Here is a 25,818-nt window from a genome sequence, read left to right as displayed (position 1 = left end):
TGAAGGACCGGGCGCCGAAGCGCCCAGTCCTTTTGTCGTTCAAATCGACTTACTGATCCGTCCAGCCAACGCGGTTCAAGAACAGGTTTTCGTTCGGCAGAGGCGAGAACTCGACACCCTTGGCCGCGCCGTAAATCACCGACGATTGATAGAGCGGGATGATGTAGTTCTGTTCCGCGACGATCTCGTGAACCGACTTGTAGAGTTCGAGACGCCTGTCGGAATCGATGGTCGAACGCGCTTCTTCCAAAGCCTTGTCGATCTTCTCATCCTTGATGTTCGCCCAACTGCTGGACGAATGAAGCAGCGGATAAAGGATGCCATCTGCGTCCTGGCAGCCACAGCTCCAGCGACCGTAGGAAGCGGCCGGAATGTTTGCCGGGCCGGACTGCATGCGCTGCATCCAGTTGCCCATATCGGCCATCTCGATCTTCACGTTCAGACCGACCTCGGAAAGCATCTGCTGGATAGCCTGCACGACGCGCTGGTCGTAAACCGGCGTGGTCAGGATCGAAAACTCGGTTTTTGCCGCATCGCCGACCTCGGCCAGAATTTCCTTGGCCTTTTCAGGGTCGTAGGCAGGTGCCTCGATGCCCTCGACATAGCCGAACGACACCGGCGACGTCAGTTCCGACAGAGGTTTGTCGAAACCGCCGAGAATGCCGTCGACAATGCCCTGCTTGTCGATGGCGTGGGCGACCGCCAGACGAACGCGCGGATCGTTAAGCGGTGCCTTCTGCGAGTTCAGCGAGAAATAGGCGATGCGCTCGCCGCGAACCGGAAGAACCTTGCCGACGCCGGAGCCTTCGAGCTGGGCTGCCAGATCGTTGTCGAGATTGCTGGCGAGATCTGTCGTGCCGGACTGAAGATTGGCGATGCGGGTCGAGCCATCCGGAACGGCGCGGAAAGCAACCTTAGGAAACTCACCTTTTTTGCCCCAATATTCGTCGTTTCGAGCGACCAGAACTTCAACGCCGCGTTTCCATGACTCGAATTTGTAAGGACCGCTGCCGACCGGGTTGATGTTGAATTCTTCCTTGGTGACGGCTTCCACGACGTGCTTCGGCACGATCGAAAGCTTGGTCAGCTGCGCAAGCAGAACCGGATATGGCCCCTTGGTGGTGACGACCACCGTGGTCGGATCTTTCGCCACCGCATCGCTGATCTGGTTGAACTGGCCAATCTGCGGGCTGGCGAAGGCCGGATCGATCATACGCTTGATGCTGAAGGCGACATCTTCGGCTGTCAGCGGCTTACCGTCGTGAAACTTCACATCGTCGCGAATCTTGAATTCGACTTCCGCGTCGGAGAGATATTTCCACTCCGTCGCGATCTGCGGGGCGAGTTCGCCAGCGTCGTCGCGGGTCAGCAGATTGTCGAAGATATTGCGATAGACGTTGAAGCTGTCTGTATTCCACTGAACGTGGGGATCCAGCGAGTTCGGCTCGGCAATGAAATCGACGACAAGCAAATCCTTGGCGGAAACGAAATCTGCCGAAGCTGTTAGTGAGGTCGCCGCAAACATCGCAGCGATCAGCAGGTTTTTCAGGCGCATTGGTTTATCTTTCTCCAACAGCGTGTCGGTTCGGGCATGACCGGCAGGTGAAATCTTTGAGAAAACTGACATCTCAGTTTTTGATTTTGCAACATCAATTTCTGATCCTGACATTCGGCTGACGACTTCGCAATTGCAAACTGTTCTAAATGTGCGAGGCACTATGGAACGTCATTTCGCAAGTCGGCCAGCAAAGGAAATGTCTTGTCCTGAAGCGCCTCTACTGGGAGTGATGGATCATTCTGCCACGCGGACATCGATAGAATCATCGTTTCATGAACAAAAAATATGTCCGTCTTGTCGCTGCTAAAGGATGTCATCTTAACGATCTGAGAGGTCAGATTTCTCACGGATGAGGCGCCGACCCTGCCCACCCGTCGGATGAAGGCGAACCGGCTGAGCGCGCTTTGCGAAGCGCTTCTGCAATGTGTACGCCCTGCCGTGCCCGTATCGCGCACCGTCGTAAAAAAACCGGGCGCTTGTACGCCCGGTTTGTTTATTCGATATCCGGACTATTCGCCCTTCCAGCCGATACGGTTCAGGAAGAGGTTCTCGTTCGGTAGCGGGGTAAATTCCACACCTTCCGCGACACCGTAAATCACCGATGCCTGATAGAGCGGGATGATGTAATTTTCGCGAGCAACCGTCTCGTGAATGGTCTTGTAGAGCTCGAGGCGCTTGTCGCTATCAAGAGTGGCACGCGCTTCATCAAGCGCCTTGTCGAGAGACTCATCCTTGATGTTCGCCCAGGCGCTGGACGAATGAAAGGTCGGATAGAGCAGACCGTCGACGTCCTGGCAGCCGCAGTTCCAACGGCTGAATGCGCTCTGCGGGATGGACTCAGGCCCCGACTGCATGCGGGTCAGCCAGTTGCCCATGTCGGTCATCTCGATCTCGACATTGAAGCCCGCTTCCGCCAGCATCTGCTGGATAGCCTGCACGACGCGCTGGTCGTAGACCGGGGCTGTCAGGATCGAGAACGGCGTCTTGGCCGCATCACCGACCTCGGCGATGATCTCCTTGGCTTTCTCGATATCGTAGGGTGCTGCCTCGACGCCCTCGATCCAGCCGAAGTGCGTTGGCGATGCGAATTCAGGAACTGCCTGCTCGTAACCTCCGAGAATACCCTGGACAATGCCCTCCTTGTCGATCGCATGTGCGACCGCCTTGCGGACACGTGCATCATCGAGCGGTGCCTTCTGCACGTTCATCGCAAAGTAGGCGACGCGCTCGGTGCGGGCGGAAACCACGCTGCCTCGGCCGGATGCCTCGACCTGCGCTGCCAGATCGCTGTCGATATTGGTTGCGATATCGGTCACGCCGGCCTGAAGATTTGCAACGCGCGTTGCAGCATCAGGAACGGCACGGAACGCCACCTTCGGGAATGCGCCCTTGTCGCCCCAGTAATCATCGTTGCGAGCCAGAGTGACTTCGACGCCGCGCGCCCAGTTTTCAAACTTGTAAGGACCGCTGCCGACTGGCTTGAGGTTGAACTCCTCCTTGGAAACTGCCTCGACGACATGCTTCGGGACGATCGAAAGCTTGGTCAACTGGGCGATCAACACCGGGAATGGGCCGTCGGTGGTCACCGACACGGTCGTAGCGTCGGAGGCGACGGCATCCTTGATCTGGTTGAACTGGCCGAGCTGCGGGCTGGCGAATGCCGGATCAATGATGCGCTTGATGCTGAACGCCACGTCCTCGGCTGTCAAAGGCTTGCCGTGGTGGAACTTCACGTCGTCGCGGATGGTGAACCGCACCTCTGTATCCGACACTTGCTCCCACTTCGTGGCGATCTGCGGCGCGATTTCGCCAGCATCATCGCGTGTCACGAGATTGTCGAAGATGTTGCGGTACACGTTGAAACTGTCCGGGTTCCACTGGACGTGCGGGTCCAGCGAGTTCGGCTCGCCAACGAAATCCACTACGAGCAGATCTTTGGCGTAGACGGCACCGACAGGCACGGCGGTTGCCATTAACAGCGCCGCGAATAGTACATTCAGTTTTTTCATAGTTCGCTCTCCTAACGACCCATCTGCACAATCGAGCGGTGCGGCTCCTGCGGAGCTTCTTTTCACGCTCGCCTGACATCTCAGATGCCAATATTGACTTTCCACTTTATGAGTGTGACACGCAGTTTACCCTCCGGCAATTGCAAATATTTCCTTTTGAAAGCGTCAAAGGACATTTTCCTCCAGTCTGCCGTAGAAAGACGAAAGACCATTCCAAGACACGCTGCGCTGGTCGCATATCCTCTGCCTCATCTATGTGGGACAACCTTCTATCAAGAGAGACATCGGACCGAATAATGACCATTGAAGACAATTTGCGAGCGCGCTACGGCAACGAGGTTCCCGAGGTAATTGCAGGTCCGGTTTTTGACCTGCTGCTCTCTCACCGGACCTGGAGGCGCTTCGAGGATCGTCCGCTGCCGCCAAAGACAATCGAAACGCTTGTAGCAGCCGGTCAGTCGGCGGCCTCGTCTTCAAACCTGCAGAGCTGGAGCGTCGTCACGATCGAAGATCCGGCGCGACGCAAGGAACTTATGGAGATCGGCGCGGGCCAGCCGCAGATCGGCGAAGCTCCTGCCACGCTTTGCTTCGTAGCCGATCTGGCGCGACTGGCGCGAATCGCTGACGACAATGAGCAGCCTCGCGAAGCGCTTGATCATCTTGAACATTTCGTCGTCGGTGCAATCGATGCGGCTCTTGCCGCACAAAACATTTGCATCGCCGCGGAAGCGTTGGGCCTTGGCACCTGTTATCTCGGCGTGCTGCGCAACGAACCTGAAAGACTGGCGAAATTCCTGAACCTGCCGCCGAAGGCCGTGGTCGTTTTCGGCCTTTCGATCGGTTATCCCGACACCTCCCGCTCCGCCCGCATCAAGCCTCGGCTGGCGCAGAAATCCATTCTGCACAGAGAGACGTACAATCTTGAAGACGCGGTAGCGCCGGTCGGCGATTACGAGACCTTGCTAGGCGCGTTCAACGCGAATGAGCGCAACGGACAGCCGCGCTGGGGCTTGCGCTCTTCAGGCCGAATCGTGAATGCGGAGATACTCGACGGACGTGCCGATCTCGCAAACGTGCTCAAGCGCCTTGGCTTCCCGCTGAAGTAAGCGGAGCAATGGCAACGTCCGCGACGCCGCCTTAGGAATAAATTTCCAACTGACAGGCAATCGGGAGATAAAACACCCTTCACGCCGCGCGAAAGAAATGCCACTTTGTAAAACTGAGATCACAGATTGGCAGTTTCGCATGTTGGATCAAAGCCCTTATCAGTCTCCCACCCCTCCCTCCGGTAAGGGCGAATCCGCCGAGCGCGCTTTGCGAAGCGCTATCGTGCAGTGCGTGCTTTCGCCCGGCGAGCGGCTTTCCGAGGTCGCGCTGGCGGAAGAATTCGGGCTGGGACGTGGCGCTGTAAGGGCTGCACTTGCCCGTTTGCAGGCAAGTGGTTTCGTATCTTCCAGCGCGCGCAGCGGCTGGTCTGTTACGCCCGTTTCCGCCGGCGAGATTCGCGAATTAAGTGCAGCGCGTCGACACTTGGAACCGCTTCTCTGTTCGATAACGCTGGACGAAAACACCCGCGCCCGTCTTCAGAGTCTTGCCGAAATGCATATGGCACTGACGCAGAGGCAGGAGCTCGGCGGCGACGTCATTCCGACGATCCGCCGCTGCGAGCGCGATATTCTGGATTGTCTGGTCGGCAGGCTGGCCATGCCTACGATCTCTGGCTGGATGACGGACCTTTGGGATCGCTCGATCCGGCTGGTGAATTTCTTCGAAATGACCGGGCCTGTGAAATACGTTCCGGCGAACCGCTGGCGGCTGGTGGATGCGCTGATCGAAGGCCGCAAGGCCGATGCGCTCGATCATCTTGCCGCCGCGAACACCGGTCTCGAAACATATCTTCTCGATCGTTTTCTGGAATCCGAGGCGATGGTTGGCGGCAAGTCCGCCCGCCGCGTCGCCGAAAAAGACAAGGCTGTGCGGTCTCCCGATCGTGCCAAAATCACCGCAAAAATAAGGACATTGTGACGATGACCGCCTTGAGCCGTAAATTCGCCTACGCACTCGCCGGGCTTGCACTTGCCTGCTCGCCGCTGGCCCTCACGCCGGCCATGGCCAAGGATCTGCTGGTGGTCGATCTGGTCAACGAACCCTCCTCGCTCGATCCGCACAAGCAGTGGAATCCGGACAGCTACTACGTCTACCGCAACATTTTCGACAACATGCTGACCCGCGACGATGAGGGCAAGATCGTCCCGCAGATCGCGACGGAGTGGAATTACGTTTCCGATAGCGAGATCGTCTTCAAGATTCGCAACGATGTGAAATTCCACGATGGCAAGCCATTAACCGCCAAGGATGTCGCCTTCAGCATCGACCGCATCATCGATCCGAAATTCGCCAGCCCGCAGCTTGGCCAGTTCAACAAGATCGTTTCGGCAGAGGCGACGGGCGATAATGAAGTCACGGTGAAAACCGATGGCGCTTACCCGGTGCTGCTGGCGCAGCTCGTAAAGCTTTCCATCGTTCCGCAGCACGCGGTCGAGGAATTGGGCGACGACAAATTCAACGAAGCGCCTGTCGGCTCCGGTCCTTACAAGATCAAGCAGTGGCAGCGCGGCGTTCAGGTTTCGCTGGAGCGCAACGATGAATATTGGGGCGACAAGGGTCCGTTCCCGGCCGCCGAATTCCGCGCCGTGCCGGATGCGGCGACCCGCATCGCCAATCTGCAATCGCGCACGACCGATCTTGCGGTGAGCCTCGATTCCGATCTTGCAGCGCAGTTGGAGGGATCGGGCACCGCCAAGGCGCTGTCGGTTCTGACCGAGCGCATCGGCTATGTGAAGCTGAACCCGAACCGCCCGCCGCTGGACGACAAGCGCGTGCGCCAGGCGATAGCTCATGCAATCGACAAGGAAGGCATCGTGCAGGGTCTGCTCGGCGGGTTCGACAAGCCGCTCGACCAGATGGCGACGTCCTCGCATTTCGGATATGTCGATGGCATTACGAGCTATAAATACGACCCAGCCGAGGCGAAACGTCTTGTCGAGGAAGCAGGCGCGACCGGCAAAAAACTGTCCTTTGCGACATCACCCACCTTCGACCAGCGCGTCGTTCAGGCAATCGCGCAGATGCTGAACGATACGGGCCTTTCGGTCGAGATCGAGCTGACCGATATGGCCGCCTATCTGCAGCGCGTTCAGAGCGAACCGGCCAACCAGCCATTCGTTTCGTTCGGCAGATGGTCCTGCGCATGTCAGGATGCGGACGGCGTGCTCTTCCCGCTGCTGCACTCTTCAAGCTCGTGGTCTTCGATCTCCAATCCGGAAATCGACGGATTGCTGGAAGATGCCCGCAACACGCTGGATGAGGACAAGCGCCTCGAAGCCTACAAGAAGGTCAGCACTTTCGTTGCCGAGGATGTTCCGCTCGTGCCGCTCTATCAAGCCGCGATCATCTATGGCGCGGCCAATGGCCTCGATTGGAAGCCGACCGCGAATGAAAGCATGTTCCTGAACCGGATGAACTGGACCGATTGATCGGCCAAGGATCAAGACGGCAGCCGCAGATCCGCCTCATAAGGCGGATCGCATAGCAACCTGAAAGGTGTCGCATCAGGTGTCGGCGTTTTTTCTAAAACGAAGCCTGCAAGCGCTGATCGCCGTTATCGGTGTGATGACGTTGATATTCTTCCTGCAGCGTCTCGCGGGCGATCCCGTATTGCTGCTCGTGCCGCAAAACGCGACGCAGGCCGACATCAACACGATGCGCACCTCGCTCGGCTTCGACCGGCCGCTGATCGTCCAATATCTGGAGTTCATGGGCGGCCTGCTGTCCTTCGATCTCGGCCGTTCCTATGTGCAAAACGTCTCGGTCTGGACGCTGATCTGGAGCCGCCTTCCCTACACTTTGATGCTGGCCGGCGGCGCGCTGGTCGTGGCGTTCGGCATCGGGATTCCGCTTGGCGTGCTGATGGCCATTCGTCGCGGCAAGACCGAAGCCAAAGTCATGATGGGCTTCGTGCTTGCCGGGCAATCCATGCCGACATTCTGGAGCGCCATTTTGATGATCATGGTGTTCGCCGTCTGGCTGGGCTGGCTGCCGCCTTCCGGTGCACGCGACAATGTAAGCCTGATCATGCCGTCCATCGCTCTTGGCCTGCTTTCGATGGCGACCTTTGCCCGCGTGGCACGGACTGCCGTTCTCGATGAACTCGAAAAGGACTATGTGCGCACCGGACACGCCAAGGGCCTGCCGATGCGGCGCATCGTGGTTCGCCATCTTCTGCGCAATGCCGCTATCCCTGTGGTGACGGTTGCCGCGCTCGAAATCGCCAATCTGCTGGCGGGCGCGGTGATCGTCGAAACTGTCTTCGCGTGGCCGGGCCTCGGTCAGCTTACGGTGCAATCGATCAATGCGCGCGACTTCATGGTTGTGCAGGGCGTGGTGCTGCTCGGTGCGGTGACTGCGATCATGCTCAATCTGATCGCCGATCTACTCTACAGCATGATCGACCCGCGCATTCGTCTCGAAGGAGGCGCATGATGGCTGCCGCCGCAACGCCCGTTCGTGCCCCGACGAGGCGCCGCGCCATTCCGTGGACGGTCATTCCCTTTGCCGCGATCCTTCTGGCACTGGTTCTTATCGCGATCTTTGCGCCGTTGATCGCTCCTATGGACCCCAATGCGCAAAACCTTCTGGCACGACTGAAGGCACCGGGCTTCGAAGCGCGTGGTCTCACCTATTATCTCGGCTCGGACGAGCTGGGCCGTGACGTGCTCAGCCGTACGATCTACGGTGCACGCGTGTCGCTTCTGGTTGCTTTCGCATCCGTCATCCTGTCCGGCATTTTCGGCAGCGTTCTCGGCATGGTGGCCGCCTTCTATCGCGGCTGGGTGGAGACGATCATCATGCGGCTGGTCGACATCGTTCTGTCGGTCCCAGCCATTCTTCTGGCCATCATCACCGTCGCGGTGCTCGGGCCGAGCCTCTACAATGTCGTCATCGTTCTGGCGTTTACGCGCTGGCCCCGTTATGCGCGCGTCGCTTATGGCCAAACGCTTTCCGTTGCAAACATGCCATATGTGAAGCTGGCGCGCTTCATGGGTGCGGGGTGGTTCCGGCTTTTGTGGCGGCACATTCTGCCGAACATTGCGGGCGCGCTGATCGTCGTCGCAACGCTCGAATTCGGGCTTATGGTACTGTTCGAGGCAGGCCTTTCCTTCCTCGGCCTTGGTGTCCAGCCGCCCACATCAAGCTGGGGCGCGATGCTCTCGACGGGGCGCAATTACGTCGGCAACGCCTGGTGGATCGCCACCTTCCCCGGCCTCACTCTCTTCATGCTCATTCTGTCCATTAATCTGATTGGCGATCACACCCGTGACCGTCTCGATCCGCGTTCCCGGTAAGGAGTTTCCATGCATTTCGCAGACGAATTCAAAGGCAAGAAAGTCGTCGTCACCGGCGCATGCGGGATCATCGGCGGATGGATCGCGGAAGCATTCCGCGATGCGGGCGCTCAACTGTGCCTGACCGACCGCAATGCCGAGGCGCTTGATGCAAAGCTCGCAGAGTTCGGCGGGGAAGGTCATTTCGCCCTGGCAGCCGATCTGATGGATGCCGAGGCAATGACGGTATTCGCTGCCGAGGTCGCGAAGCGCTGGGACGCGCCGGACGTCATCGTCAACAATGCAGGCATCTATCCATCCGGCTTTCTGCTCGACATAGACATTGCCGATTGGGACGCGATCATGGGAGTCAATCTGCGCGCGCCGTTCCTTATCTCAAAACTCTTTGCCAAGCAGATGATCGATGCGGGCAAAGGCGGCTCCATCGTCAACATATCATCGGGTGCGGCACGCAAGATGCGCACGACCGTCGTGCCTTACTGCACGTCCAAAACCGCTCTCGACCGGCTGACCAAGGGCTTCGCGATCGAACTCGCCGAATACGGCATTCGCGTCAACGCGGTCGAACCGGGCTTTATTGCGGGCAGCGATGTCAGCGAGTTGCCGGACGAACATGTGAAGACCGTGACGTCGACGATACCGCTTGGACGCTCGTCCTCGCCGAAGGATGTCGCAAATGCGGTACTCTACGTCTGCTCGGACGCAGGGTCCTATATGACCGGCGCGACGATGACGGTCGATGGCGGCAATTCAATCGGCTCGCAGGTCGTGTTCCAGGCAAAAAAGAAGGCATTGTGATGCCGGCACTTAACATCCCCTCGCCATGGCCGGCCTATGAATGGCCCGAAGGCAAACAGTCGGCGGCTCTCTTGTCCGTCGATGTCGACGCGACGTCGCCCTTCATGTGGGCGCAGCGTGAGGACGTTCCAGAACGGTTGGGAACGCTTGAGATTCGTCGTTTCGGGCCACGAACCGGGCTTTATCGCCTGCTCGATCTTTTTGCGCGATATGATTTCAAGGCGAGCTTTTATGTGCCCGGCTATGTCGCCGAAACCAATCCTGAAATCCTGCCTGCAATTCTGGAAGGCGGGCACGAGATCGGCCTGCACGGCTTTTTCCACGAGATCGTGGCGGAAGTCTCTGACGACGAATTCACCGGCGCGCTGGAAGCCAGTCTCGAGCTTTTCGAGAAGCAGACCGGACAAAAGCCGGTCGGCTTCCGTTCGCCCGCTTGGGAAATGACGCCGCATATGCTGCGCGAGGTCAAACGCTTCGGCCTCGCCTACGATTCCTCGCTATCCGGTTTCGACCACCCCTATGACATCGACGGAATTCTCGAAATTCCGGTTCAATGGCCGATCGACGACGCTATTTTCTTCAAATTCGAGGGCGGTGGTCGTGACAAATGGCCATTGCAATCGGGCCGCGCGGTTCTCGAAGACTGGATTTCGGAATGGCGCACACTGCATCGCTTCGGCGGCCTGTTCACGCTGACGGTGCATGACTGGATTTCCGGCCGCGCGCAGCGCATCGCGCTTCTCGAAAAACTGTTCGACGAAATCAAATCCGAAAGCAGCGTCTGGGTCGCAACGGCAGCCGAGATCGCAGCACATCATGCAGCATCGGCCAATAGCGGCCGTTTCTCTGTCGAGGGCGAGGTGCCGGAAGCAATCGGCCCGCGCAGATTTGGACGCCACGATGGGTGAGCACTGGACGGTGCGCAAGCGTGAGGTGCGTAGCAAAAGCGGCCTTGTCGCCTGCCAGAATTGGCTGGCCGCGGATGCGGGCGTTGCGGTCCTGTCGCGCGGCGGCAATGCGATGGACGCAGCAGTCACCACCGCTCTGACGTTGAGCGTCGTCGAGCCTTGGCTTTCCGGCATCGGCGGTGGCGGGTTTTTGCTGCACGCGGACGGAAAAACTGGCGCGGTCGATACGCTCGACTTCAACGTCAATTCTTCCCGCAATATCGACCCTGCCGACTATCCGGTCGTGGCTGGCCGCGACGGCGACTGGTTCGACTGGCCTTCGGTGAAGGACGACCGAAATCTGAGCGGCTACAGCTCGATCTGCGTGCCGGGCGCGATTGCTGGGCTTGCAGAAGCTCTGGAGCGTTTCGGCACGATCAGCTTCGCGGAAGCCTTGCAGCCTGCAATCGAACATGCACGGCGCGGGCTGGTTCTGGACTGGTTCGCTGTGCTGTGCCTTGCTATCGACGCCGAGGGGCTGGGCCGCTTCCCTGCATCATCCAGCCTGTTCCTGAAAGATGGACGCGCGCCGCGCGTTGCCGAAATCGGTGCAGGCAAAACGATACCCATGCCGAAAAAGGCAGCGATGCTTGAGCGGCTCGCCAAGGCCGGTGCTCGGGACTTCTACGAGGGCGAAGTCGCAGCAGGCATCGTCGCAGACCTCAATGCGGGCGGCTCGCCCATCGATGCTGGCGAAATGCGCGACTATGCGCCGGAATGGGGCAAACCTCTTCAGATCGATTATCGCGGGTTGACCGTCCATGCCATGCCGGGCCTTTCCGGCGGGCCGACGATGGTCGAGGCGCTGAGCGAGCTGAACGACAAGCTTCCGGCCGAAGGTGCGCTTTCCGGACAGACCGCGCTTGCCTTTGCGCGCGCCATTCGCCGCGCATCCGAACACAGGCTGCGCACGCTCGGCCATGCCAGCGGCGATAGCTGCACGACGCATCTGAGCGTCGTTGACCGCGACGGCACGATGGTTTCGCTCACCAACACATTGCTGTCACGCTTCGGTTCGAAGGTCGTTCTGCCTTCAAGCGATATGCTCATGAACAATGGCATGATGTGGTTCGACCCGCGCCTCGGCCAGCCAAATTCCATCGCGCCGGGTGTGCGGCCACTGGCCAATATGTGCCCAATCATCGCCACCGACGAGCAGGGACCAAAGCTGGCGCTGGGTGCAGCGGGCGGGCGGCAGATCATGCCTGCGGTTACGCAAATCCTTTCTTACGTCGCCGCGTTTGGCATGTCTCTGGAGGACGCCATGCACGCACCGCGCGTCGATGCGAGTGGCGTGAAACTGCGCGTGAACCAGAAGGCGAAGCCGGGCGTCGCAACGCGATTGAGCGAGGAATTCCCCGTCGAAATCGTCGACGACACGCTTTACCCGGTGAACTTCGCGATCCCCTCGATCGTGCTGCGCGACGATGCGGAAAATGTCGGCATGGCTCATCCCAATCATCCCTGGGCTGCGGTCGGCGTGGAGGTCGCATGACGAAAACCGTCCTCAAGGTCAATGATCTGAAAGTGACCATCGGTGGCCAGCCGGTCGTGGATGGCGTCAGCTTTCATGTGCAGGAAAGCGAAATCCTGTCGGTCGTCGGCGAATCCGGCTGCGGCAAATCCATGACCGCTTTTTCGGTGATGGGGCTTTTGCCGAAAGTGGCAAATATGGAAGCGGGAGAAATCCTGCTTGGCGATACCGATCTGCGAAAAATTTCGGAAAACAGCAGGCGAAAGCTGCGCGGCGACGATCTGGCCATGATCTTTCAGGAACCGGTCGCCTCGCTCAATCCGCTGATGAAAATCGGGCGGCAGATAGAGGAAAGCCTGATCGTTCACCGCAAGACCGACCAGAAAGACACGCGCCGCGCCGCAATCGCCATGCTGGAGGAAGTCGGCATACCGGAACCGGAAATGCGCTTCGGGCAGTATCCGTTCGAGCTTTCAGGCGGCATGTGCCAGCGTGCGATGATCGCCATGGCGCTGATCTGCCGGCCGAAGCTGCTGATTGCCGACGAGCCGACGACGGCGCTGGACGTGACCATTCAGGCGCAAATCCTGGACCTGATGAAGCGCCTGCGTGACGAAACGGGAACTGCAATTCTGCTCATCACGCACGATATGGGCGTTGTTGCCGACATGGCTGACCGCGTGGCTGTCATGTATGCCGGACGCGTGATCGAAGAAGCGCCGGTTGATGCCATTTTCGCGCGTCAGGAACATCCTTACACGCGCCTGCTTTTATCGACGATCCCGCGCCTCGATGGTCAGCCGAAAACACTTCTGCCGACCATCGAAGGCATGGTTCCCGATATCGGGCAATGGCCGGTAGGCTGCCGGTTCAACCCCAGATGCCCGCTTGCCGACGAAATCTGTGTCGAGAAGCAGCCGCCGCTGACACCGCGCAACGACACGGGCAACGCTGCCTGCTGGCACAGCGAAAAAGTGGGAGCGATGCTGTGAGCGAAACGCTTCTTTCGGTCAAAGGCCTCAAGGTTCATTTTCCCATTCGCGGCGGATTGCTCGGCAAGCCGGTCGGCTGGGTCAAGGCCGTCGATGGGGTCGACCTCGACATCGGGCGCGGCGAAAGTGTTGCGCTTGTCGGCGAATCCGGCTGCGGCAAGTCCACGCTCGGTGCTGCGATACTCGGCATGCAGCGCCCGACCAGCGGCGCTATCAGCTTCGAAGGCAAGCCTATCGTTCATGGCGAAGCCGCAACGCGGCGGGCATTCTCGCGCGACGTTCAGATCGTCTTTCAGGACCCGGTTTCGGCGCTGAACCCTAAAATGACCGTCGGCGACAGCATCGCAGAACCGCTGGCGATTCACGGTATCGGCACTCCCAAGGAACGGCGCGAACGCGTTAGAGAATTGCTGGGTCTGGTCGGGCTTCATGCGCAGCATGCCGAGAGACAGCCAAATGCGTTTTCGGGCGGTCAGCGTCAGCGCATTGTCATCGCAAGGGCATTGGCGCTCAACCCGAAACTGCTCATTCTCGACGAGCCTGTTTCGGCGCTCGATGTGTCGATCCGCTCGCAAATCCTCAATCTGCTGCTCGATCTGCAGAAGCGTTTTCAGCTTTCCTACCTGTTCATCAGCCACGATCTTTCGGTCGTGCGCCACTTCGCCGACCGTGTCGCAGTGATGTATCTCGGCCATCTGGTCGAGACCGGGCGCACCGGCGAGGTTTTCGCCAACCCGGTTCACCCTTACACTGAGGCGCTGCTTTCTGCTGTGCCGCTTCCCGATCCGGTTGCGCAGCGAAGCCGTAAGCGCATCGTGTTGAAGGGCGATCTGCCGAGCCCGGCCAATCCGCCCAAGGGCTGCAAATTCGTCACGCGTTGCCCGCTGGCAGAAGACATCTGCCGCGAAGTTCCGCCGCCATTGGTGACGCTGGAAGGCGGACGGCAAGCGGCGTGCCATATACGCGCGCCAGCGTCCTGAACCGAGTTTGGAGATAGTTATGTCGTCTTTCACCGCCCGCGCCGTCAACGCGCCCGATGCTCCTCAAACGCTGCACCGTCGCTATTCGCAGGCGATGGAAGTGTCCGGCGCAAGCCGAACGCTTTACATCAGCGGCCAAATCCCGACCGATGCGGACGGCAAGGCGCCCGACGATTTCGAAACGCAGGCGCGCCTTGCATGGGGCAATGTCGAACGGCAGTTGCAGGCCGCGGGCATGAGCCTCGACAATCTGGTCAAGGTGACGGTTTTCCTCGCCGGATACGAGCACCGCGACATCAATGCGAAAGTCCGTTGGGAGATCATGGGCGACCGCATGACGGCACTATCGACCGTGATCGCCGGGCCCTACGACGATGCATGGCTGATCGAAATCGAAGCCATCGCCGTCGCGTAGCCAGGTCTGCTACTCAGCAGGAACGTGTTCAGGCGAGCTTTTGTTGTTGGATCTGAACTTCCAGAAACGCTGCGACAAGCGTTCGATTTCGACGAAGATGACTGGGGTGATGAAGAGGGTCAGCACCTGACTGACCAGCAGGCCGCCGACGACTGCGACGCCGAGCGGCTGGCGCAGTTCAGACCCCGCCCCGGAGCCTACCGCGACAGGCACCGCCGCCAGCAAAGCGCAGAAGGTCGTCATCATGATCGGCCTGAACCGGCGAATGGCGGCAGCGTGAACTGCATCAACCGCAGCCATTCCCTCATTGCGGCGCAATTGCAGGGCGACGTCCACCATCATGATCGCATTTTTCTTGACGATGCCGATGAGCATCAGAAGCCCAATCAACGCGATGATCGACAGATCGAACCCGAACAGGCGCAGCGCCAGCAACGCGCCGAAGACAGCGGACGGCAGGCCCGACAGAATGGTCAATGGATGGACGAAGCTTTCGTACAGTACGCCGAGGACGATGTAGATCGTCAGGATCGCCGCACCAATTAGAATCGCTGTGTTACTGGAGGACTGGGCGAACAGTTGCGCCTCTCCCGCAAGGTTCGCCGTTACCGATGACGGCAAACCGATTTGTGACTGCAAGGCATCGATCTTTTCCGTGGCGGAACCGAGCGAAACGCCGGCAGGCAGGTTGAACGACAGCGTGACTGAAGCAAGCTGGCCGGTCTGGTTCACGGTCACAGGTCCAGATGTGCGGCTGACCGTGGCAAAGCTGGCCAGCGGAACAAGCGTGCCGGATGATGCGGGAACACGAACCGAGGCAAGATCGGTTTCGTTCCAGCCGCGGGATTGGTCGTATTCCAGTATGACGTTGTAGCTGTTTCCGGTCGATTGAATCTGCGTCGCGACAAGAGTGCCAAAGGCAGCTTCAAGCGTATTACGCAGCGCCGCCGAAGATATGCCAAGAGCGTTTGCCCGATCATTGTCGATCGCGATGTGAGCCTGCAGCGCGTTGTTCTGAAGATCGGATGCGACATCGACAAAATTCGCCCTATCCGCCCGCATCGCATCGCCCAGCTTTTGCGACCATTCGCGCGCGGCATTCGCATCAAGCGACTGAAGAACGACCTGAAACTGGCTTTGCGTGCTGCGTCCCCCGAAACGCAGACTCTGCACCGGCGTTATGAAAGTTCGAAGCCCGGCGATGGAAGCGAGAGAGGTGCGCAATTCGTTCAAGGTTTCAGCAAGCGGCCCGCGCTCGGTGCGCGGTTTTAGCTGGACCGTCAGCGAGCCTGCATTGAAGGCCGCACCGCCTAGGCCTCCACCAAGTGTGGAAATGACATGCGCAACAGACTGGTTTTGCGAAAGAATATCGGCCGCCTGCCGCTGAAGGCCAGACATGGCCTCATAGGAGATATCCTGCCGCGCCTGCGTGGAGACGGAGAGGTTTCCAGTGTCTTCGGTCGGGAAGAAACTGCGCGGAAGCCCAGAGAAAATCCAGCCTGACGCCACGAAGGCGAGAGCGAACAGCACCAATATGATCGGGCGATGCTCGAGGCACCAGCCGACCGAACGGCCATAGGCTGCGGTGAGCCTGTCGAACATGCCGGGACGCATATCTTGTTGTTTGTGCGATGCCGGAAGCCGTGCCGCCAGCATGGGCGTGACCGTCAGTGAGACAACGGCGGAGGCCAGAATAGCGAGCGTGACGACCACGCCGAATTCGTTGAGCACGTGACCGACAATGCCGCCCATCAGGAGGATCGGCAGAAAGACGGCAACGAGAGAAAGCGACATCGAGATAATGGTGCCAGCGACTTCACGACTACCCTCAATCGCAGCATCGAATGGCGCCATACCCTCCTCGGTCCGGCGCACGATATTCTCGAGCATGACGATCGCGTCATCGACCACGAGCCCGACAGCAAGCGTCAGGCCAAGCAAAGAAATATTGTCGATGGAAAACCCCAACGCGTACATCGCTGCGAAGGTGGCCAATAGCGACAGGGGAACAGCGAGAGCGGGGATCATTGTCGCCCAGAACCGCCTCAGGAACAGAAAAATCACCAGAACGACGAGGCAGATAGTGATCGTCAGTGTGCGTTTAACGTCCGACACGGCCGCTCTGATAGAGACGGACGCGTCATTGACGGTTTGAATGTGCATCGACGCGGGCAGAGCAGATTCGATTTGCGGGATCTTGGCGCGGATCGCATCGACGACGGCAACCGTATTCGAGCCGGGCTGACGCTGGACTGCGAGCGCGATGACGGGCTTGCCGTCGAGCCATCCGCCCTGATTGAGATTTTCGACGGAATCCTTGACCTCGGCCACATCGCCCAGCCGCACCAGCCTTCCGCCAGGCGTCGCGATGATCAATGTCTTGAACTGCTCGGCATTGGTTCGCTGCGTATTCAGATCGACCGTCAACGCCTGCGAGGGATTTTGAAGCGTACCGACCGGTGTCTGGTTGTTCGCAGCCGCAATCGTATCGGCAAGCCCGTTCAGCGAAAGCCCACGACTATCGAGCTTTTGGGGGCCGGCTTCGATGCGAACGGCGTAGGTCTTGGAGCCAAAGACCTGCGCCTGCGCGACGCCGGGAATGGTCGAGAGCGCAGGCGAAATCACATTCTGGGCAATGTCGTCCATCTGCGTCAGCGGCGCGCCTTCGCTTGTCAGAGCGAGAATCACGATCGGTGCGTCGGCAGGATTCGCCTTGCGATAACTTGGAGGCGTGGTGAGATTGTCGGGCAATTGCCGCTGCGCACGGGTGATTGCAGCCTGCACGTCAGCGGCGGCGGCATCGATGTCGCGCGATAGCTCGAACTGGATCGTAATCGACGTATTGCCGAGCGACGAACTGGAGGTGATGGCGTCGATGCCTGCAATCGTTTCGAACTGCTTGATCAAGGGTGTCGCGACGGAAGACGCCATCGTGTCCGGCGAGGCGCCCGCAAGCTGCGCGGAGACATTGATCGTCGGAAAATCCGCCTGCGGTAGCGCTGAAACCGGCAATTGCGCGTAAGCAGCGACACCGCCTGCCAAAAGCCCGAACACCAGCAGCAGCGTTGCCACAGGCCGCCGAATGAAGATTTCGGAGATGTTCACTGGTCTGCCTCCGAAGCTGCGGCTTCGGTCGCGGGCTTATCTGCGGCGATGCTGACACGCATGCCATCCGCCAGTGTGCCCTGCCCTTCGACCACGACCTTTTCGCCGGGTTGAAGGCCGGAGCTAACGCCTGCCTTGGCGCCCACCCGCAGCGCCAACGTCACATTGCGGGTTTCGACCGTGCCATCCGCCTTGACCACGTAACAGCCGAAACCGTTTTCGCGAGGCTGGATCGCAACGCCCGAAACGATGACAAGCCCGATCTGGTCGCCTGCCTTGACCTGAACGTCGAGTGCCTGTCCAGGCAGGAATTTTTCGTCCTCATTGGCCAGCACTGCCCGGAGTTTGAACGTTCCCGACGCCTGATCAACACCATTGTCGATAAACACGATCGGCCCGGTCACCTTGCTCGCTTCATCTGCGTCAACGGGCTTGATGTCGGCCACCAATGTACCGGCGGAAAGCGATGTCCGCGCCATGGCCAGATCGGATTCCGACAGTGTAAACTCGGCAAAGATCGGCTTTATCTGCGTGATGGTCGTAACCGGTGTTCCGGGTGCCAGATAGGCACCGCGCGAAACGGCCAATACGCCAAGCCGGCCATCGAATGGCGCGACGATCCTCATATCGGCAAGGCTCACTTCATCGGCTGCCATCTGCGCCTGATCGACGCCGAGCTGCGCGGCGGCGACCTGAACAGCGGCAAGCGCATCGTCTCCGGCCTGCGTCGTATCCACCCCGGTCCTCACCAGATTGTTGATGCGCTTCAGGGAGGCGTTGGCATTGTCCAGCGTCGCCTGATCCTTGGCGATAGCGGCCTTGTCTTTTTCGATCGTCGCGCGGATTTCGCGATCGTCCAGTTGCACGAGCAGATCGCCAGCCGTGACCTCGGCGCCGTCTTTTACCTCGACCGAGGCCACGAGCCCCGCAACGGAACTGCTGACTGCCGTCGAAGAGGAAGCGACGACGACACCAATCGTGTTGCGAAGGACCGGCAGCGAACCTGCGACCGCTGGCTCTACCTTGACCGAAGTCAGTGCCTTTTCGTTCGAATTTCTGCCTGCTTCGGCAGTGTCCCCCGATGCCGAAAAATAGGATTTTGCCTGAGAAAAAAGCGGTGTTTGCAGAGCAAGAACGAGGATGCCCAGCGAGGCGACCGCGACAACCACCGAGGAGACTGTAACCCTTTTCACGTCCGCTGCTCCTGCCCGCCATAGTTCAGCGAACGTTTGACCATGCGCACAAATGAACCGGCTTAAAGCCTGTTCGAAAGCGGAATATTTTCCGAACGGGCAGTCGTTCAAGTTGTTCGTCGTAATTACTTAGGCCCGAAATCGGACTTTGACGAGAGGGAGAAACATTACTTATGTTTAACGTGATTTCCAAACAGAAAACCCCAGCGATTTCAAGTCGCTAGGGAATTATCTTGGCGCCATGGAATATAGGATTCAGCGCTTAAAACACGCTCCGCAGCATTCCGCCGTCCACCCGAAGCGTGGTGCCGGTTATGAAGCTCGCCCGCTCGCTCGCCAGGAATGCGACGGCGTCGGCGAACTCTTCCGGTTTGCCATAGCGTCCCATCGGGATGCCTGCGCGTGACGCCTCGGCCACTGCTTCCGGCGTGCTGCCGGTACGATCTGCGGCGGCCTTGTCGAGCTGATCGACGCGCGAAGTATGGATGCGGCCCGGAATGACCGAGTTCACCGTGATCCCGTCTGCCGCAACCTCGGCCGCAAGCGTTTTTGCCCAGCCGAGTATCGAAAGACGCAGCGTGTTGGAAATTCCGAGATTTGGAATTGGCTGAACGACGCCTGAGGAAACGACATTGACAACGCGGCCCCATTTGCGGCTGCGCATGCCAGGCAGCAGACCGGCAGTCACGCGGAAGGGCACGTTGACCATCGTTTCGAACTGGGCGCGCCACACGTCAGCCGCGACACCGGCAATTGCGCCGGGCGGAGGACCGCCTCCATTGTTGACCAGAATGTCGATCGGGCGTGTGCTGATGACCGGGATCCAATTTTCAAGCGCTTGCGCATCGGAAAGATCAAAGACTTCGGTGCTGACTTCCGCCTTGCTCTCTGCGCGGATCGTTTCAGCCGCCGCGTTCAGCCTCTCTGCCGAACGGCCGACCAGCGTAACCGAGACGCCTTCGAGTGCGAGATTGCGGGCGATGGCAAAGCCGAGCCCCTGGCTCGAGCCGAGAACGAGCGCGGTGCGGCCCTTTATATTCAAATCCATGTTTTAAAGTCCCAGTTTCAATGCGAGTGAGAATATTCTAGCGCTGCGGAGAGGAATGCGACCAGCAGCGGGTGTGGATTTTCTTCGCGCGATCCGAGTTCGGGATGCCCTTGCATGCCGATGAAGAATGGGTGGTCGCGATGCTCGATAGCATCGACGATTGCACCGTCGAAACCGGTCGCTGCGACACGCAGGCCAGCTTCTTCAAGCGTATCCAGAAGTCTCGGATCGAGCCGGTAACGGTGATTATAATGTACTTGTGTCGAGGTCGGCAGGATTTCAGCCAGACGTGTTTCGGCTGTGACTGCGCTGGAATTAACGCCTGTCCGATGCTCCGGCAAAGATTGGCCGTCCAGACCGTTCTCACCAGCCATCGGCACAAAGGTTTTGATCGGCGCCTGCGGATCGGCCTCGCCAAGATTTGCCGTTCCGCGCCCGAAACGACGCCATGCAATCGCCGTTGCCATCGTCTGCATGCCGAGACAAAGGCCAACCGTCGGAACGTTTGAAGAAAGGGTTGCCGCCGCAGCTTCGATCTGCCCCGGAACATTCTTCATATCCGCACCACCCGGCAGAAGTACGCCTGCAAGCGATGCAGGAATTTCGAAATTTCCAGCCTCGCGCAACGCAACCGGATCGATGAAGCGTATATTGAGATCGATGTTCAAACTGTCCGCAGCGTCTGCCAGACTGGCGAGTATAGCGGGGTAGACATTGCGCTGGTCACTTTCGGCGGCGATAAAGCCGATCTCCAGCGGCTGACGGTTTTCCGCACCGTGTGCGCCTGTCACAATCCGGCCAAAGCTATCCCGTTCGGCAATCCTCTGATCACCTTCGACGAAGCTGTTTCCAACGGTATCTATCGAGACAATCGTCGTTTCGACGCCTGCATTGCGAGCGGCCTGAACAAGCGCTCCCGGCAAGGTCGGATTGCGAAGAAATTCGATATGGATCGGCACGACGATTTTCTCGTCGCGCGATGCCGCAACGATCTCATCGATGCTTGAAGCTGCCCCGGCGGACTGTTGCGTCAAGCGATCCGACCAGTAGATGCCGCTTGGCCCGAGGCCGCCATTTGCGAGGACATGCTGAACAGCATCCGCATGCAAATCGGTATCGAAACGGAATTCAGGGTAGAGAACACGACCGCCGTGCTGCGCGGCAATCACCGCTGCTGCCGCACCGTATAGTGCGGGCTCGTCAATCTCATGCACGACAAGCAGCAAACCCATCAGGAACCCTCGAATGGCAATCGCATACAATAAATAAATATATGCACTTTTGATATTACCGCGACAAGGCGAATATGACGTGTATGCGCTGATTTCAAGGCATAATTCAGCGATCCAAGATTGCACATTATAAAAACAAATGTACAATGTAAAGAATTCACCACAAGGAATTCGATCGTGCATCCATCGCTTGCTCCTCGCATGAAACTGGTCGGCGCTTCACCGACGGCTGAAATTTCCAACAAGGTTCGCGCGCTGACTGCGGCAGGCCATTCGGTCATCAATCTGGGCGAAGGAGAGCTCGATTTCGCGACTCCCGATGCGATTTGCGAAGCAGGTATTGCAGCGATCCGCGATGGCGACACGAAATACACCGCCGTTGCCGGAACGGCAGAACTGAAGGCTGCAATTCTGCGCAAATTCGCACGCGAAAACGCGCTTTCTTATGAGCCTTCAGAAATAATCGCGGGCGCAGGCGCCAAACAGCTTATCTTCAACGCGTTTCTCGCGACGCTTTCGTCCGGCGACGAGGTGATTGTTCCTGCCCCTTACTGGGTGTCGTACCCGGACATGATCCGTCTTGCCGGGGGCGAACCGATCATCGTTCAGAGCTCGGCTGCAGAAGGCTGGAAGCTGACCCCGGCAGCGCTTTCGGCTGCACTGACCTCGAAAACCAAATGGGTCGTTCTCAACTCGCCGAACAACCCAACCGGCGCGGTTTACAGCAACGAAGAAATGAAGGCGCTGACCGATGTTCTGATCGGACATGAAGGCGTGCTCGTTCTGGCTGACGACATTTATGAGCATGTGCGCTTCCAAGGCGAGTTCGCGACACCCGCCGCAATCGAGCCTGAGATCAAATCTCGCGTGCTGACCGTCAACGGACTTTCCAAGGGATATTCGATGACAGGCTGGCGTCTGGGTTATGCAGCAGGACCGGCTTGGTTGATCGATGCGATGCAGGTTCTGCAATCGCAAAGCACGTCCAACCCAAGTTCGATCAGCCAGCGTGCGGCGATTGCAGCGCTCGATGGCGGCATCGGCTTCATGAGTGAATGGCTCGAAACCTTGCGCGTGCGTCGCGACATCGTGTTCGAAGCGCTGAGCAAGGTGGACGGGTTGAAGGCGGATGTTCCGGAAGGCGCATTCTATGTGTTCGCCGACTGCTCCGGCATGATCGGCACCGCTGCTCCCGACGGGCGCATGATCGGGTCCGATCTGGAATTTGCGTCCTATCTGCTTGACACCGCGCATGTCGGCGTCGTTCACGGCTCGGCCTTCGGCGCGCCGGGGCATGTTCGCATTGCCTACGCCGTTGATACGGAAACTTTGCGCACCGCCTGCGCGCGGATTGTCGATGCATGCGCCAAGCTGCGTGGCCGCAACGCCGCCTGAAACCAGATCAACAAAAAACCCGGCTACATCGCTGTAGCCGGGTTTTTTATTGGCTGAACTTCGCCTTAGGTAGCAAGCGTGACCTGCGTTCGCGTATCGCCGAGCAGCGTCTCCAGAACCTTGGCGATCTCTTCGATCACCGGCTTTTCAAGATTGCGCAGAGGTGCACGCACCGAACCACCGTCGAAGCCACGCAGATTCATCGCGGCCTTCGTCGTCTGCGGCTGGCCATGCTTGCGCGCGAGTGCGCGGAAAGAATACCAGATGCGATGCAACTCGCGTGCAGTCGTCGCGTCGCCGTTTTCCAAAGCGCGATAGGTATCGAGAATAAGCTCCGGCAGCGCGCAGCTATTGGTCGAGCTGATGCCATCGAAACCGGCCATCATCGGTCCGAGGAAAGCGAGATCGGATGCGCAGAAAAGGCGGATGCGTCCACCGATGCGATTTGCGATCTGGTCGATTGCAGTGGGCGTCAAATCGCCCTGCTTTACGCCAGCGACATTGTCGATATCCGCAAGCTGTTCGAGGATGGAAGGCGACAGTGTGATGCCGATGCCGGGCGCGTTGTAAACGAGGATGCCCGTCTTCGAGAGGGGCGCCATATCGCGAAAGAACGATACGATCTGGCCGTCAGTGACTTCCGAAACATAAGGCGGCGTTACCATCGGCAGGCCGCCGAGGTCGCCCGCAAGACGCGTCAGATCTTCCACGACGCGGACATCGGAATGCGCGCTGCACAGCATGACGGGCACGCGATCGCCTGCGACGTCCATGGCATGGCGAAACATGTCGGCCCGCTCCTCGGTCGACATTGTCGGGAACTCGCCATAGGTGCCGCCGATCAGGATGCCGTCATAGCCGAGCCCGATGACGCGCTCGATGCTGCGTGCAAAACCCGCTTTGTCGACTTCGCCATTCGCGGTGAAAGGTGTGACCGTGATGTTGAATATGCCCTTCAGCCGGGCGCGTGTTTCGCTGATGTCTTTCATTTTCTTATTCCTGTTTCCTTGACCCTAGACTTCCAGAAGCTCGCGCCCGATCGTGCCGAGTGCGCGGTATCCGGTTTCGGTAACGACGATGGTTTCGCTGACCCCGACCGTGAAGCGGCCGTAAATGCGCAGCGCTGGCGGCAGGTGGAATGTCATGCCCGGCTGCAATTCGGTTTTGACACCTGCATTGAGGCTGAGAATTGCACCCTCGCCCCAATCGGGTGCGAACGAGATGCCGACGCTGTAACCGAGCCGCTTGCGGAAATTTTCCGTATAGCCAGCGGCATCGATGACCTTCTGGCAGGCGATGTGGGGAACTTCACAGGCTACGCCCGGACGAATGGTATCGAGTGCTGCCTGCAACGCTTCCTGACACGTCTTCATCATATCGACTGCTTCGCGCGGCGGCTTGCCCACCCATGCCGAGCGCATGAGAGCAGCGTGATAACGGTCATGGCAGGCAGCCATTTCGAGAAAGGCCGGATCGCCATCCTCGATCTTGCGGCGACGCCAAGTTCCATGCGGAACGCCGGTGCGCGCACCCGACGACACTAGCGGCTCCATGCCCATATATTCAGAGCCTGCGGCAATCGCCGCCTGCATCATCGCGGCAACCAGATCGTTTTCCGTCGCGCCGGTGCGAACCGTCGCCAAGCCCGCCTTCATGCCTGCATCGACATAGGACGCGGCCTTTTCGAGCTTCTCGACTTCCAGAGGAGATTTGACGGCGCGAAGCTTTTCGACGACGCCCGCGCCATCGTGGATCGTGCCAAGCCGCGCCTGAAGCGTCTCGTAAACCGCGATTGGCAGGAACCAACCGCGTTTGTCGATTGCTACCCGCTTGGAGGCCAGCCCGCGCTTTTCGATGATCGCAACGAGGAAGCCGACAGGCTCTTCGCCGTCCTGATAGACTTCGGCGTCCGAAATGAACGTGTTGGCGATGAAATTGAAATATTCGAGCTGGCGGATAACGAAAACCGGGTCGCCCTCGGCGGGCAAAACCAGCGCCTGAAACGTATAGTAACCGGGCGTCTGCTGGCCGGTCAGATAGAAGATGTTTTCAGGGCCGGTCACGACCAGCGCATCGATCCCTGCCTCAACCAGATTCTGGCGGGCACGCGCCTGACGCGCTTCGTACTCCTCCTTGGGAAAAGCGGATTCCTGCCCCTGCTGAACGCCGATGTTCTTCAATGCTCAAACTCCCTGATGAGACGCGTTTTCGACGCGTCGAATTCCAAACCGAGACCCGCGGACCGCGTGCCGCTGACACGTCCGTTTTCGTAAATCAGACCCGGTGCCGGGTCGTTCTCGATGCCGTCCGCGCCATAAAGCTCGGCGAATTGCGGCTGGACCGCACAGGCGACATGCAAGGCGGCAGCCGTTGCCAGACCGCCTTCGTTCATCTGGCCGATCATGAAAGGAATGCCTGCCTTGCGCAGTCGAAGTGCTGCTTTCATCGTCGGCGCAATGCCGCCCATCTTCACCAGCTTGAGGTGCGCCCAGAGCTTTCCGTCGGCGGCGATGATCGCATCGACATCGGATTGCCCGGCAACGCTTTCATCGAGCATCAGAGGTATCGGGCTTTTCTCTGCAAGCTCCGAAAGTGCTTCCCAATCACCGGCGGCGATAGGCTGTTCGACATAGGCAAGACCGATCGGTTCAAGCGCCGAAAGATTCTCCAGTGCCTCGTCGAAGCTCCATGCGCCATTCGTGTCGATAGCCAGCTTGATGTCCGATCCGAAGCGACTTCGCAGGCTTTCCAGCCGCGCCATATCTTCAGAAAAACCGCCTGACCCAACTCTGACTTTCAGGTCGCGAAAGCCGCGCGAAACATACGCCTCGGCCTGCTCCAAGAACCGCTCCGAAGACGAGATGAAAAGCGTCTGGTTGGTCGCGTGGCTTATCGGACTGCCCGGATCGCCGCCCAGCCAATGCGCCAAGGACAATCCGCAGCGACGCGAAACTAGATCGTGCAGCGCACCGTCCAGCAGCATGCGCACAGGCGCACTCGCAGTCGACGTATCGGAAAGCAAAGCGTCTGCCTTGCGCGACCAGTCTATCGCTTCAAAAACCGCAATAGCTTCCTGCTCCACCGTTTCAGCGGACAGACCATTGAGATACGCGATGTTGATGCGTACCTCCCCGGTTCCGGCGATCGCACCATCATCCAGATGCAGATACAGCGCATCCAGACCGGAGACCGGGCCAGACGATGCCGTATGAAGCATCAGGCCACCGCCATAATGCAGCATCGCGCGATGAAGCGAGGCGCGCATTT

The 25,818-nt window shown here is 59.0% G+C and carries 21 protein-coding genes; 12 read left to right on the top strand and 9 right to left on the bottom strand.

Annotated elements, in window-relative coordinates; all coding sequences use genetic code 11:
- Positions 1-49: 49 nt before the first annotated feature.
- Positions 50-1,555, bottom strand: coding sequence for an ABC transporter substrate-binding protein (locus tag ABFT80_RS08930; RefSeq protein WP_347971547.1), 1,506 nt, complete (start codon positions 1,553-1,555; stop codon positions 50-52).
- Between the two features lie 512 nt (positions 1,556-2,067).
- The gene (locus ABFT80_RS08925) at positions 2,068-3,567 is read right to left on the bottom strand and encodes an ABC transporter substrate-binding protein (protein WP_347971546.1); all 1,500 of its coding nucleotides are present in this window, start codon (positions 3,565-3,567) and stop codon (positions 2,068-2,070) included.
- A gap of 296 nt (positions 3,568-3,863) precedes the next feature.
- Between ABFT80_RS08925 and ABFT80_RS08920 the strand changes: the two genes are divergently transcribed.
- The 11 genes from ABFT80_RS08920 (at position 3,864) to ABFT80_RS08870 (ending at position 14,578) form a co-directional block, all read left to right on the top strand.
- Positions 3,864-4,673, top strand: a complete 810-nt coding sequence (locus ABFT80_RS08920) for a nitroreductase family protein (protein ID WP_347971545.1) — start codon at positions 3,864-3,866, stop codon at positions 4,671-4,673.
- 139 nt (positions 4,674-4,812) lie between these two features.
- Entirely contained in the window at positions 4,813-5,592 is a 780-nt protein-coding gene (locus ABFT80_RS08915) for a GntR family transcriptional regulator (protein WP_347971544.1), read from the top strand.
- A 2-nt stretch (positions 5,593-5,594) separates the two neighbouring features.
- Positions 5,595-7,103 carry an ABC transporter substrate-binding protein gene (locus ABFT80_RS08910; protein WP_347971543.1) on the top strand — a complete coding sequence of 503 codons (1,509 nt, stop codon included), beginning with the start codon at positions 5,595-5,597 and terminating at the stop codon, positions 7,101-7,103.
- Between the two features lie 79 nt (positions 7,104-7,182).
- A complete protein-coding gene (locus tag ABFT80_RS08905) occupies positions 7,183-8,109 on the top strand; it encodes an ABC transporter permease (protein WP_347971542.1) in 927 nt (308 codons plus the stop codon).
- Positions 8,106-8,972: an ABC transporter permease gene (locus ABFT80_RS08900; RefSeq protein WP_347971541.1), complete on the top strand. Its 867-nt coding sequence runs from the start codon at positions 8,106-8,108 to the stop codon at positions 8,970-8,972. The genes ABFT80_RS08905 and ABFT80_RS08900 overlap by 4 nt, the downstream gene beginning before the upstream one ends.
- A 9-nt stretch (positions 8,973-8,981) precedes the next feature.
- A complete protein-coding gene (locus ABFT80_RS08895) occupies positions 8,982-9,770 on the top strand; it encodes an SDR family NAD(P)-dependent oxidoreductase (protein ID WP_347971540.1) in 789 nt (262 codons plus the stop codon).
- Positions 9,770-10,678: a polysaccharide deacetylase family protein gene (locus ABFT80_RS08890; protein ID WP_347971539.1), complete on the top strand. Its 909-nt coding sequence runs from the start codon at positions 9,770-9,772 to the stop codon at positions 10,676-10,678. Before ABFT80_RS08895 ends, ABFT80_RS08890 begins: the two co-directional genes overlap by 1 nt.
- The gene (locus ABFT80_RS08885; RefSeq protein ID WP_347971538.1) at positions 10,671-12,212 is read left to right on the top strand and encodes a gamma-glutamyltransferase family protein; all 1,542 of its coding nucleotides are present in this window, start codon (positions 10,671-10,673) and stop codon (positions 12,210-12,212) included. The genes ABFT80_RS08890 and ABFT80_RS08885 overlap by 8 nt, the downstream gene beginning before the upstream one ends.
- Positions 12,209-13,183, top strand: coding sequence for an ABC transporter ATP-binding protein (locus ABFT80_RS08880; RefSeq protein ID WP_347971537.1), 975 nt, complete (start codon positions 12,209-12,211; stop codon positions 13,181-13,183). The genes ABFT80_RS08885 and ABFT80_RS08880 overlap by 4 nt, the downstream gene beginning before the upstream one ends.
- Positions 13,180-14,163, top strand: a complete 984-nt coding sequence (locus ABFT80_RS08875) for an ABC transporter ATP-binding protein (protein WP_347971536.1) — start codon at positions 13,180-13,182, stop codon at positions 14,161-14,163. Before ABFT80_RS08880 ends, ABFT80_RS08875 begins: the two co-directional genes overlap by 4 nt.
- A gap of 19 nt (positions 14,164-14,182) precedes the next feature.
- Entirely contained in the window at positions 14,183-14,578 is a 396-nt protein-coding gene (locus ABFT80_RS08870) for a RidA family protein (protein ID WP_347971535.1), read from the top strand.
- Positions 14,579-14,587: 9 nt separating this feature from the next.
- Here the strand turns inward: ABFT80_RS08870 and ABFT80_RS08865 are convergent, their stop codons facing one another.
- The 4 genes from ABFT80_RS08865 to ABFT80_RS08850 form a co-directional block, all read right to left on the bottom strand.
- On the bottom strand, positions 14,588-17,683 hold the full coding sequence (locus ABFT80_RS08865; protein WP_347971534.1) for an efflux RND transporter permease subunit: 3,096 nt from the start codon (positions 17,681-17,683) through the stop codon (positions 14,588-14,590).
- Positions 17,680-18,876 carry an efflux RND transporter periplasmic adaptor subunit gene (locus ABFT80_RS08860; protein ID WP_347971533.1) on the bottom strand — a complete coding sequence of 399 codons (1,197 nt, stop codon included), beginning with the start codon at positions 18,874-18,876 and terminating at the stop codon, positions 17,680-17,682. Before ABFT80_RS08860 ends, ABFT80_RS08865 begins: the two co-directional genes overlap by 4 nt.
- 262 nt (positions 18,877-19,138) lie before the next feature.
- The gene (locus tag ABFT80_RS08855; RefSeq protein ID WP_347971532.1) at positions 19,139-19,924 is read right to left on the bottom strand and encodes an SDR family oxidoreductase; all 786 of its coding nucleotides are present in this window, start codon (positions 19,922-19,924) and stop codon (positions 19,139-19,141) included.
- A gap of 17 nt (positions 19,925-19,941) precedes the next feature.
- Positions 19,942-21,156, bottom strand: a complete 1,215-nt coding sequence (locus ABFT80_RS08850) for a glutamine amidotransferase-related protein (RefSeq protein WP_347971531.1) — start codon at positions 21,154-21,156, stop codon at positions 19,942-19,944.
- Between the two features lie 201 nt (positions 21,157-21,357).
- Here ABFT80_RS08850 and ABFT80_RS08845 point away from each other — a divergent pair, with 201 nt between their 5' ends.
- A complete protein-coding gene (locus tag ABFT80_RS08845; RefSeq protein WP_455189916.1) occupies positions 21,358-22,551 on the top strand; it encodes a pyridoxal phosphate-dependent aminotransferase in 1,194 nt (397 codons plus the stop codon).
- A 65-nt stretch (positions 22,552-22,616) separates the two neighbouring features.
- On the opposite strand, the gene ABFT80_RS08840 is transcribed toward ABFT80_RS08845, so the two are convergent.
- From ABFT80_RS08840 to ABFT80_RS08830, 3 genes are read right to left on the bottom strand one after another with little or no spacing between them, the layout of a single operon-like run.
- Positions 22,617-23,540, bottom strand: coding sequence for a dihydrodipicolinate synthase family protein (locus ABFT80_RS08840; RefSeq protein ID WP_347971529.1), 924 nt, complete (start codon positions 23,538-23,540; stop codon positions 22,617-22,619).
- A 24-nt stretch (positions 23,541-23,564) separates the two neighbouring features.
- Positions 23,565-24,731, bottom strand: a complete 1,167-nt coding sequence (locus tag ABFT80_RS08835) for a M24 family metallopeptidase (protein WP_347971528.1) — start codon at positions 24,729-24,731, stop codon at positions 23,565-23,567.
- Complete coding sequence (locus tag ABFT80_RS08830; RefSeq protein ID WP_347971527.1) at positions 24,728-25,816, bottom strand: mandelate racemase/muconate lactonizing enzyme family protein; 1,089 nt, start codon at positions 25,814-25,816, stop codon at positions 24,728-24,730. Before ABFT80_RS08830 ends, ABFT80_RS08835 begins: the two co-directional genes overlap by 4 nt.
- Positions 25,817-25,818: the final 2 nt, after the last annotated feature.

Source organism: Foliimonas ilicis (genome assembly GCF_039939195.1).
In the GTDB taxonomy this organism is placed as follows: domain Bacteria; phylum Pseudomonadota; class Alphaproteobacteria; order Rhizobiales; family Rhizobiaceae; genus Foliimonas; species Foliimonas ilicis.
The sequence above is the reverse complement of the archived record's forward strand: the minus strand, read 5'-3'. Positions and strand labels throughout refer to the sequence as shown.

Excerpts from the sequence above, each read along its gene's own strand:
- ABFT80_RS08880 (WP_347971537.1), top strand. The coding sequence starts at position 12,209 with ATGACGAAAACCGTCCTCAAGGTCAATGATCTGAAAGTGACCATCGGT.
- ABFT80_RS08900 (WP_347971541.1), top strand. The coding sequence starts at position 8,106 with ATGATGGCTGCCGCCGCAACGCCCGTTCGTGCCCCGACGAGGCGCCGC.
- ABFT80_RS08930 (WP_347971547.1), bottom strand. The coding sequence starts at position 1,555 with ATGCGCCTGAAAAACCTGCTGATCGCTGCGATGTTTGCGGCGACCTCA.
- ABFT80_RS08850 (WP_347971531.1), bottom strand. The coding sequence starts at position 21,156 with ATGGGTTTGCTGCTTGTCGTGCATGAGATTGACGAGCCCGCACTATAC.
- ABFT80_RS08910 (WP_347971543.1), top strand. The coding sequence starts at position 5,595 with ATGACCGCCTTGAGCCGTAAATTCGCCTACGCACTCGCCGGGCTTGCA.
- ABFT80_RS08870 (WP_347971535.1), top strand. The coding sequence starts at position 14,183 with ATGTCGTCTTTCACCGCCCGCGCCGTCAACGCGCCCGATGCTCCTCAA.
- ABFT80_RS08840 (WP_347971529.1), bottom strand. The coding sequence starts at position 23,540 with ATGAAAGACATCAGCGAAACACGCGCCCGGCTGAAGGGCATATTCAAC.
- ABFT80_RS08885 (WP_347971538.1), top strand. The coding sequence starts at position 10,671 with ATGGGTGAGCACTGGACGGTGCGCAAGCGTGAGGTGCGTAGCAAAAGC.
- ABFT80_RS08915 (WP_347971544.1), top strand. The coding sequence starts at position 4,813 with ATGTTGGATCAAAGCCCTTATCAGTCTCCCACCCCTCCCTCCGGTAAG.
- ABFT80_RS08855 (WP_347971532.1), bottom strand. The coding sequence starts at position 19,924 with ATGGATTTGAATATAAAGGGCCGCACCGCGCTCGTTCTCGGCTCGAGC.
- ABFT80_RS08920 (WP_347971545.1), top strand. The coding sequence starts at position 3,864 with ATGACCATTGAAGACAATTTGCGAGCGCGCTACGGCAACGAGGTTCCC.
- ABFT80_RS08925 (WP_347971546.1), bottom strand. The coding sequence starts at position 3,567 with ATGAAAAAACTGAATGTACTATTCGCGGCGCTGTTAATGGCAACCGCC.
- ABFT80_RS08895 (WP_347971540.1), top strand. The coding sequence starts at position 8,982 with ATGCATTTCGCAGACGAATTCAAAGGCAAGAAAGTCGTCGTCACCGGC.
- ABFT80_RS08845 (WP_455189916.1), top strand. The coding sequence starts at position 21,358 with ATGAAACTGGTCGGCGCTTCACCGACGGCTGAAATTTCCAACAAGGTT.
- ABFT80_RS08890 (WP_347971539.1), top strand. The coding sequence starts at position 9,770 with ATGCCGGCACTTAACATCCCCTCGCCATGGCCGGCCTATGAATGGCCC.
- ABFT80_RS08830 (WP_347971527.1), bottom strand. The coding sequence starts at position 25,816 with ATGCGCGCCTCGCTTCATCGCGCGATGCTGCATTATGGCGGTGGCCTG.